Source organism: Xenorhabdus sp. Sc-CR9, from assembly GCF_963897815.1.
In the GTDB taxonomy this organism is placed as follows: Bacteria; Pseudomonadota; Gammaproteobacteria; order Enterobacterales; family Enterobacteriaceae; genus Xenorhabdus.
This window is the reverse complement of the sequence record NZ_CAWQTY010000163.1, coordinates 38,165-47,653: the sequence shown is the minus strand read 5'-3', so window position 1 is coordinate 47,653 and position 9,489 is coordinate 38,165. Positions and strand designations below refer to the sequence as shown.

The 9,489-nt window shown below is 41.0% G+C and carries 7 protein-coding genes and 1 tRNA gene; 6 read left to right on the top strand and 2 right to left on the bottom strand.

Annotated features, from left to right (window positions below):
* Positions 1–48: 48 nt before the first annotated feature.
* Positions 49–125, top strand: a tRNA-Asp gene (locus tag AACQ81_RS07710).
* A gap of 1,112 nt (positions 126–1,237) precedes the next feature.
* A complete protein-coding gene (locus tag AACQ81_RS07705; RefSeq protein ID WP_272903052.1) occupies positions 1,238–2,077 on the top strand; it encodes an endonuclease/exonuclease/phosphatase family protein in 840 nt (279 codons plus the stop codon).
* A gap of 95 nt (positions 2,078–2,172) precedes the next feature.
* On the opposite strand, the gene AACQ81_RS07700 is transcribed toward AACQ81_RS07705, so the two are convergent.
* Positions 2,173–3,555, bottom strand: a complete 1,383-nt coding sequence (locus tag AACQ81_RS07700; RefSeq protein ID WP_237386877.1) for an amino acid permease — start codon at positions 3,553–3,555, stop codon at positions 2,173–2,175.
* A 169-nt stretch (positions 3,556–3,724) separates the two neighbouring features.
* Here AACQ81_RS07700 and queE point away from each other — a divergent pair, with 169 nt between their 5' ends.
* Positions 3,725–4,396: a 7-carboxy-7-deazaguanine synthase QueE gene (gene queE, locus AACQ81_RS07695; RefSeq protein WP_237386876.1), complete on the top strand. Its 672-nt coding sequence runs from the start codon at positions 3,725–3,727 to the stop codon at positions 4,394–4,396.
* A gap of 34 nt (positions 4,397–4,430) precedes the next feature.
* On the opposite strand, the gene queD is transcribed toward queE, so the two are convergent.
* Positions 4,431–4,793: a 6-carboxytetrahydropterin synthase QueD gene (gene queD, locus AACQ81_RS07690; RefSeq protein ID WP_237386875.1), complete on the bottom strand. Its 363-nt coding sequence runs from the start codon at positions 4,791–4,793 to the stop codon at positions 4,431–4,433.
* 279 nt (positions 4,794–5,072) lie between these two features.
* Between queD and cysJ the strand changes: the two genes are divergently transcribed.
* From cysJ to AACQ81_RS07675, 3 genes are read left to right on the top strand one after another with little or no spacing between them, the layout of a single operon-like run.
* Entirely contained in the window at positions 5,073–6,896 is a 1,824-nt protein-coding gene (gene cysJ, locus AACQ81_RS07685; protein WP_237386874.1) for an NADPH-dependent assimilatory sulfite reductase flavoprotein subunit, read from the top strand.
* Between the two features lies 1 nt (position 6,897).
* Entirely contained in the window at positions 6,898–8,646 is a 1,749-nt protein-coding gene (gene cysI, locus AACQ81_RS07680; RefSeq protein ID WP_237386873.1) for an assimilatory sulfite reductase (NADPH) hemoprotein subunit, read from the top strand.
* A complete protein-coding gene (locus AACQ81_RS07675; RefSeq protein WP_237386872.1) occupies positions 8,643–9,377 on the top strand; it encodes a phosphoadenylyl-sulfate reductase in 735 nt (244 codons plus the stop codon). The genes cysI and AACQ81_RS07675 overlap by 4 nt, the downstream gene beginning before the upstream one ends.
* The last annotated feature ends 112 nt before the right edge of the window (positions 9,378–9,489 follow it).

The window sequence follows — 9,489 nt, the reverse complement described above, 5'->3', positions numbered from 1 at the left end:
TAACAGCCGTTGCCGGCACAAAAGGCAGCGAGGCTAAAGAAATTCGGTGGTGCGGTAGTTCAGTTGGTTAGAATACCGGCCTGTCACGCCGGGGGTCGCGGGTTCGAGTCCCGTCCGCACCGCCACCTTATTTCAAGAAAACCCCCTGAGAGAAATCTCGGGGGGTTTTTCTTTTTTCACGAAGCAACAAAAGCCAACAGATTGAAAGAAGCTCGAATCACTGATTATATCATTCGTGTTTGATAAACTTCATTGGCCTATTCATTTTTTCTTTTGAAAAAAATATATCATTCCCTTATTATCAATAATAATAATTTCTCTTCTGGTTCTGGTTTATGAGATAATTTTACAAGAAACCTTGAAGATTTTGTAGTGAACAGGTAATTGTGGAATTTTCCATAAAAATTAGAGTAATAAACTATAGTTATGAATATTTATTATTATTTAATAATTTTTAGTAATTATTTTTTCTTATAAATTCAATCTATTGTTAAAGGTTGAATAATTATAGAAGAATTTTTTAAATTTAGTCAAAATAACTATATTAAAAACTTAATAAATCAATCGAAAACTGGTGATTCTTTTGATTCAGATGAGTTTTATTTATGCAGTGGAATTGCTTTCTATATTTTGAAAAATCAACGTCACTATTCACTTAATAAAATATATCATTTGGCTAAAACTTATTTTGAAACAATTAATAAAGCAGATTAGCTAATGTTTTTGAAGTAGGGGAGAAATTTAAGGAAAATATTCTTAAGTGGTAAGAGATGACTAAAAATAAAATCTTAACTGGTTATGAAGCTCATAATGCTTTTCATCTTAAGCAGGTCTTTTCTGTCGTGCTTATGAGGGGATACTCGGAGATAGTATAGTTCCTGTACCTGAGCCAGGAAAGTTATTCTGTGAGACTCAGGATACTTACTTTTAACACCCAAAAGACCAACGGAATAACCATATCGGATTTATTTTTTTGAGCAATACACAATTATTTGTGTTCGAACCAAATTCAGGAGGATGTTTAACTAGCTTACCTAAATTTCCCATAAAATATATTAGTGTTTATCTTTTTAATTTCATATTAGTATTCTTTTTATATTTGTTTTTAAAAGTAATTTATTAACTAATACGTTGTTATATTAGGAAGTTAATTTTTTTTGAGTTTTATAGGTTGAAATAGATTATTAAGATGTCATATTAACGGAGGAGATGACATTAAAGTAGGTTGGGGGTTAGCTTGATTAGAAATAGTTACAGTTATGTAAGAAAAATTCGTGCCAAAAAAGGCTATACACAAAAAAATTACACCATGCGATATATAGCTGGGAAGCCTGTGGAGCATGTCTTTCCTACCTCTAAACATTTATTGGAAGAGGCTACATTGCCATGTGGAGAGCCGCTTCTTGCCAGCAATAATGAGATTTCTATTGCTATTTGGAATATCTATAAACAGCAACGTCCATCATGGCAAAGTGTTTTGGCTTCTTTAACTGAGAGGAGCAACCTTATCTTACTGCAAGAGGCTCAGACAACTCCTGAACTATTAAAATTTGTCATAGCCAGTGGTTTGGTTGCTGATCAGGTACCTGCATTTGCCATACCTCAGCACCCATCAGGCGTAATGACATTAGCGTCATCCGCACCGATTTACTGTTGCCCACTTCGTGAAAAAGAGCCGATACTCAGGTTATCTAAATCATCATTAATCACTATTTATTCATTACCAGATAAACGCCAGTTAATGGTAATCAACGTGCATGCCATTAACTTTAGCCTCGGTGTTGATGTTTATAGGCGACAATTGAATAATATCGGTATCCATATAAGCTTACATCATGGCCCTGTGATTTTTGCTGGGGATTTTAATGCGTGGAGCCGACAGAGATTAAAAATCTTGGAACATTTTGCACATCGTATGCAACTAAAAGAAGTGTATTTTAATGACGATCATAGAACGATTGTCTTTGGTAAACCGTTGGATTTTGTTTTTTATCGGGAATTAAAAGTGTCGCGGGCTACGGTTGTAATGACGGGGGCTTCTGATCATAACCCGCTGATGGTGAATTTTTCTTTGTGATACTACCTCATAGACAAAGAGATTCATTGATCTTGCGGTAAAAAATAAAAAAAGCGCCAGTGAATTCCGACGCTTTTCGAAACATGAGTCATTTACTAATTAGAGCTGCGATCTATTGATAGTTTTCTCTTCACACTACAGAAATAAGCTAGGGCTAGAACGAATACCCAACCTAGACCGACATATAACGCATCTCTTGTTTGTTCAAAATAACCCAGCAATACAATAACACTGATCATAAAGAAGATCGTCATTATAGGAGCTATTGGCCACATCGGTACAGGAAACTTCAATTTCTTGGTTTCTTCAGCACCTATTTGGCGGCGCATAGCAACGTGGGAAACTAAGATCATCAACCATACCCAGACAGTTGCAAATGTAGCGACAGATGCAATAAGGATGAATATTTCCTTAGGGATCAAATAATTTAAAACCACGCCAAACAGCAAAACTATAATCATGACGAGGACAGTCATCCACGGCACACCATTATGGGTTAGTTTTTTAAATGACTCAGGTGCCTGCCTTTCCTGAGCCATGCCATACATCATTCTACCAGCACCAAAAATATCACTGTTAATAGCGGAAATAGCCGCTGTAATCACCACGACATTCAGGATATTCGCGGCGAAGTTAATTCCCAGGTTGGAGAAAATCTGTACGAATGGGCTTCCATCCTGACCAATTTGATTCCATGGATAGATACACATCAGGATACACAGCGTCATGACATAGAAAATCAAGATACGAAATGGGACAGCATTGATTGCCTGAGGGATCGTTTTTTCTGGATTTTTAGCTTCACTGGCAGTAATACCAATAACTTCTATACCACCAAAAGCAAACATAACAATAGCGAGCGAAGCTATTACTCCACTGATGCCATTTGGCATGAAACCGCCATGTTCCCATAAATTGGACAGGCCAGTAGTATGTTCAGTGGATTGTCCGAAACCATAAAACATAATGGCAAGCCCGCCGATAATCATGGCAATGATGGCAGTAACTTTAATGATAGAAAGCCAGAACTCCATTTCGCCGAAAATTTTTACGTGGCATAAATTCAGGGCACCAATAAGGCATACAATACCCAGAACCCAAATCCATTGATCAACATGAGGGAACCAAAGTTTCATATACATGCCGAATGCAGTAATATCAGCTAAGCAAACAAACAGCATTTCAAGAACATAGATCCAACCAGTCAAGAAACCAGCTAAAGGCCCCAGATAATGACTGGCATATTGTGAAAAAGAACCGGAAACGGGATGGTGAACAGCCATTTCGCCAAGTGCTCTCATCACAATAAATACGGCAGCACCGCCGATTAAATAGGCTAGCAATACAGCGGGACCAGCTTGCTGAATTGCTGCTGCTGAGCCATAAAACAGCCCCGTGCCTATCGCAGAGCCTAAAGCCATAAAGCGGATATGCCGCACGCTTAGGCCCTGTTTAAGCTGATTTTCATTATTTTGCATTCGTTATTCCCATCTATCCTTTCATGCCAGAGAGTATTTCAGGCATACGAAGCTCTGTCTGGCGTCAGATGCCAGTAAAAGCAACCTCCTACCTTACCATAAAGAAGGATGTTCGCGGGATAGATATCTGTAATAATAACGGGTAGTTTAGTAAAACCAGAGTTTTTTTATGATTTACCCAATAAATGAGATCTTTCAAACTTTACAGGGAGAAGGCGTGTTTACCGGTGTTCCTTCGGTTTTCATTCGCTTACAGGGATGTCCGGTAGGGTGTAGTTGGTGCGATACCAAACATACGTGGGAAAAAGAAGCTGATAAACAGCAGCCGATGCAAAACATTTTACTGAAAACGCAAGACAGTGATCTGTGGGGAGTGGCTACAGCAAGACAGCTAATTAACATTTTCACTCGTCAAGGCTACAGTGCGCGCCATATTGTCATTACCGGGGGAGAACCGTGTTTATATGATTTGCGTCCTTTAACCGAAACATTAGAAAGTGAAGGCTATCAATGTCAAATAGAAACAAGTGGTACACATACCATCCAGTGTTCTGACAAAACATGGGTAACCGTTTCACCAAAAGTGAAAATGCGTGGTGGATGTCAGGTCTTGCCTGAAGCCATGAAGCGAGCAGATGAAATCAAACATCCTGTTGGACGGGAACGCGATATCGAAGCCTTGGATGAATTACTAACGATGCTTGATGGAAATCCTGTTCCGATTATTGCTTTGCAACCCATCAGCCAGAAAGAAGAAGCGACCCGCCTGTGCATAGAAACTTGTATTGCCCGTAATTGGCGCTTTTCTATGCAGACCCATAAATATTTAAATATCGCTTAAAACTCATTCAGCACCAAGTTTTGGTGCTGAATTCTTACTCACCACGATAAATGCAACCCGCACTACATGTTTCTTTGACCATCACAGCACTGAGTTGGGATAATGTTGGTTTTAACTGCCACCATATCCACTTGGCCAAGACTTCGCTGGTTGGATTTTCAAGTCCAGGAATTTCATTGAGATAGTGGTGATCGAGCCGTTCCCAAATAGGTTTAAATGCAGCTTTTACATCGGCGAAATCCATGATCCAGCCAGTAAAAGGGTCGACTTCCCCAGTGATTTCCAGGCGTACCATAAATGAATGTCCGTGCAGACGCCCACACTTATGTCCTTCAGGAACATGTGGCAGGTGGTGAGCTGCTTCAAATTGAAAATCTTTAAAGATAGTTGTACTCATGATGCTTTTCCCTGAATTCAAAAGGCCGGCTATTCTACATGAACTTTGTCAGCTTAACGCGATTTTTCTGGAGGAATAAGACACAACACTTAACGACTTTATCGATATATTAAATCTGTAAATAAAGTTAGGCGTTTTGGTTATGAGATATTGCAATCCTTTCTTTAAATACTCACCCTGATCTGGGATAACCTGATAAACACTCCATGTTTATGATTACTACACTTTTTAATGAATTTTTACAGCATGGAAACTGGCTATAGCATAGGGTACTGGACAATGACCGCAAAACCACCTTCAACTCCATTTTTACCTGTTTCTTCAGAAGAATTATCACGTCTGCAAACCGCAATCAGTGATTTTTCTCCACACCAATTAGCTTGGTTATCTGGTTATTTTTGGGGAATGGTAAACCACCAGCCGCAAACTGAGATAAATACATCTGCCGTTCCTGTGCAGGAAACAGTGACTTTGCTTTCTGCATCACAAACAGGTAATGCCCGTCGTTTAGCTGAACAACTTAGAGATTCGCTAAAGGCTGCGAATCTCAGTATAAATTTGGTGAATGCAGGTGATTATAAGTTTAAGCAAATTTCCCAAGAACGGGTATTGATTATTATTGCTTCAACACAAGGTGAAGGTGAACCAGCCGAAGAAGCGGTAGCACTCTATAAATATCTCTATTCTAAAAAAGCTCCATCAATGAAAGAGACTGTTTATGCTGTATTTGGTCTGGGAGATACTTCGTATGAAAATTTCTGTCAGGCAGGAAAAGATTTTGACAACAAACTGAATGAACTGGGTGCGCAACGCTTACTGGATCGTGTTGATGCTGATGTGGAATATCAAGAGCAAGCTGAGCAATGGTGCCAGAAAATCACGGATATTTTGAAACAACGCTTATCAGTACACGTGAAATCTCCTGTTTCTGGTCAACCCGTTGTTTCAACTGAGCAATTGAACTCAGTGAATGAAAGCGCATTGAAGGAGACATATACCAAAGAAAAACCTCTGATAGCATCACTGCTGACTAACCAAAAAATCACAGGATGCGGATCTGACAAAGATGTGCGTCATATTGAAATTGATCTGGGAGATTCTGGTCTGAGTTATCAGGCGGGGGATGCCCTTGGTGTTTGGTATGAAAACGATCCTATCTTGGTGAATGAATTAATTGCATTACTTTGGTTAGACGGTTCAGAACAGGTCAATGTACATAACCAGTTATTCACATTGCGTGAAGCACTGATCGGTCGTGTAGAACTGACTCAAAATACAGGAGTGATTGTTGAGAAATACGCAGCATTAGCAAAAGATGAAAAATTACTGGGATTAGTGGCTGACAAACAGGCATTACAGCAATATGCCCAGCAAAAGCCCATCGTGGATATGGTCAGGGAATTTGCTTCACACCCAGAAGCACAGCAATTTATTGATTTGTTGCGTCCACTGACACCACGCCTCTATTCCATCTCTTCTTCACAAGCTGAAGTCGAAAACGAAGTCCATATTACTGTGGGGGTTGTTCGCTATGATATTGAAGGGCGGGTTCGTACTGGCGGTGCATCAGGTTATCTGGCTGATCGGTTGCAGGAAGACGACAATATCAGAATTTTTATCGAGCAGAATAACAATTTTCGCTTACCCCCCGATCCTAATACACCTGTAATCATGATTGGTCCGGGGACGGGAATTGCTCCTTTCCGTGCATTCCTGCAACAGCGTGACAGTCAGGGCGCTGAAGGTAAGAACTGGCTGTTTTTTGGTAATCCACATTTTGTTGAAGATTTTCTTTATCAGGTTGAATTCCAGCGCTACGTGAAAGATGGCTTGCTGACTCGCATTGATCTGGCATGGTCACGAGATCAGCAACATAAAGTGTATGTACAAGACAAACTGCATGAACAGGGCGCAGAAATTTGGCGCTGGCTCAAAGATGGCGCACATCTGTATGTTTGTGGTGATGCGAATCGTATGGCAAAAGACGTAGAGCAAACACTCTTGGACATTATTTCACAACAAGGTGGTATAGATGCTGAGCAGGCTGATGAATTCTTGAGTGAGTTGCGCCTTGAGCGCCGCTATCAGAGGGATGTTTACTAATATGAGCAATGTGAATAATGAAAACAATGAAAAGATAGCTCCTTTGATCGTTGAAGGTAAACTCGCAGACAGTGAACGCATGAAATTAGAGAGTAATTATCTGCGGGGAACTATCAGTGAAGATTTGAAAAATGGGCTGACAGGCGGGTTTGAGGGGGATAATTTTCTCCTCATCCGCTTTCACGGTATGTATCAGCAAGATGATCGTGACATCAGGGCTGAGCGTGCAGAACAAAAACTTGAACCACGCCATGCAATGATGCTGCGGTGCCGCTTGCCGGGAGGCATTATTACCCCGAGCCAGTGGCTGGGCATTGATCGATTTGCGACAGAAAATACGTTATACGGAAGCATTCGATTGACCAACCGACAGACGTTTCAGTTTCATGGTATTTTGAAGGACAATCTGAAACCTGCACATCAATTATTGGCACAGATAGGGCTGGATTCATTGGCAACTGCCAATGATGTCAACCGTAACGTATTGTGCACATCCAATCCGGTGCAATCTGTCTTACACCAACAGGCTTATGAATGGGCGAAAAAGATATCAGAACATCTGTTACCGCGCACCAGCGCATATGCTGAAATCTGGCTGGATAAAGAAAAAATCGTAACAACTGACGAAGAGCCTATTCTTGGCGCAACCTATTTGCCACGTAAATTCAAGACATCGGTAGTTATTCCGCCGCAAAATGATGTGGATTTGCATGCTAATGATATGAACTTTGTCGCCATCGCGGAAAATGACCAATTAATTGGTTTTAACGTGCTGGTGGGCGGGGGGTTAGCCATGACTCATGGTGACAAAAAAACCTTTCCGCGGTTGGCGAGTGAATTTGGCTTCATTGCATTGGAACACACACTGGCAATTGCGGAGGCAATAGTCACAACTCAACGTGATTGGGGTAATCGAACTGACCGCAAAAACGCCAAAACCAAATATACCCTTGAGCGCGTAGGCGTTGAAACTTTCAGACAAGAAGTTGAAAAGCGTGCTGGCGTGAAATTTGAAATAGTCCGACCGTATGAATTCACTGGTCGGGGTGATCAAATTGGTTGGTTAAAAGGTATTGATGATCAATGGCATTTAACCCTGTTTATTGAGAATGGCCGTTTATTGGATTATCCCGGTAATCCGTTGAAAACGGGGATCGCAGAAATTGCGAAAATCCATCAAGGAGATTTTCGACTAACCGCCAACCAAAACCTGATTGTAGCGGGGATACCGGAAAGCGAAAAAACTCGGATTGAAGAAATAGCCCGCGCTCATGGCCTGATTGATGATAGCGTGACAAGATTACGGCATCATTCTATGGCTTGCGTCTCGTTTCCTACTTGCCCATTGGCAATGGCTGAAGCAGAACGTTTCTTGCCGGCTTTTATCGACCATGTTGATGCGTTAATGGAAAAACATGGTGTTGGTGACGAAGAGATCATATTACGTGTGACAGGTTGTCCGAATGGATGTGGCAGAGCGATGCTGGCAGAAGTTGGTCTGGTGGGTAAAGCCCTTGACCGCTACAACTTGCATTTGGGTGGAAACCGAATTGGCAGCAGAATCCCTCGTATGTACAAGGAAAATATCACATCATTAGAGATCATGGAGATACTGGATGAATTAATTGGTCGCTGGGCACAAGAACGTAGTGTCGATGAATGTTTTGGTGATTTCCTGATCCGCACTGATGTTATCAAGCCGGTACTGAATTCAGCGGTCGATTTTTACGATTGGCAGGAGGCCGTATGAGTCGTTTAAATCTATCAGAGCTGATACTGTTGACAAAGGAGCAGCAAACCTCATTGCTGGCTGAAACTAATCAACAACTGGAATTTCTGAATGCCCGTGAGCGTGTTCGTTGGGCATTGGAGCATATAGCCGGCGAATTTGTACTTTCTTCCAGCTTTGGTATTCAGGCGGCAGTTTGCTTGCATCTCGTGACACAGGAATATCCTGATATTCCTGTGATCCTCACTGATACAGGGTATTTATTCCCTGAAACCTATCAATTTATCGATAAACTAACCGAAAAGCTTAAATTGAACTTAAAGATTTTTCGTGCAGAACATTCCCCTATCTGGCAAGAAGCACGTTATGGCAAATTATGGGAGCAAGGAATAGAAGGTATTGAACGTTATAACCAGATCAACAAAGTCGAACCGATGAACCGTGCATTGAACACGCTGCAAGCACAAAGTTGGTTCTCTGGTTTGCGTCGTCAGCAATCAGAAAGCCGCGCTAATTTGCCAGTATTGGCAATCCAGCGAGGGGTTTTCAAAATTCTGCCAATTATTGATTGGGATAACCAGCGAGTGCATCAATACCTGACACAACATGGCCTTGAATACCATCCACTATGGGAGCAGGGTTACCTTTCTGTAGGAGATACTCATACAACCCAAAAATGGGAATTGGGCATGAGCGAAGAACAAACCCGGTTTTTCGGTTTAAAACGTGAATGTGGCTTGCACGAAAGCTAAAAAAATAAATTAATATTACGCTTTGTAATGAATTTTATTGGGCAGCGGCTTTATAAAAAAGCGCTGTCTTTTCTAAATATTATCGTGAATATCTTACTTAATTGACTTTATG

Excerpts from the sequence above, each read along its gene's own strand:
- AACQ81_RS07700 (WP_237386877.1), bottom strand. The coding sequence starts at position 3,555 with ATGCAAAATAATGAAAATCAGCTTAAACAGGGCCTAAGCGTGCGGCAT.
- queE (WP_237386876.1), top strand. The coding sequence starts at position 3,725 with ATGATTTACCCAATAAATGAGATCTTTCAAACTTTACAGGGAGAAGGC.
- queD (WP_237386875.1), bottom strand. The coding sequence starts at position 4,793 with ATGAGTACAACTATCTTTAAAGATTTTCAATTTGAAGCAGCTCACCAC.
- cysJ (WP_237386874.1), top strand. The coding sequence starts at position 5,073 with ATGACCGCAAAACCACCTTCAACTCCATTTTTACCTGTTTCTTCAGAA.
- cysI (WP_237386873.1), top strand. The coding sequence starts at position 6,898 with ATGAGCAATGTGAATAATGAAAACAATGAAAAGATAGCTCCTTTGATC.
- AACQ81_RS07675 (WP_237386872.1), top strand. The coding sequence starts at position 8,643 with ATGAGTCGTTTAAATCTATCAGAGCTGATACTGTTGACAAAGGAGCAG.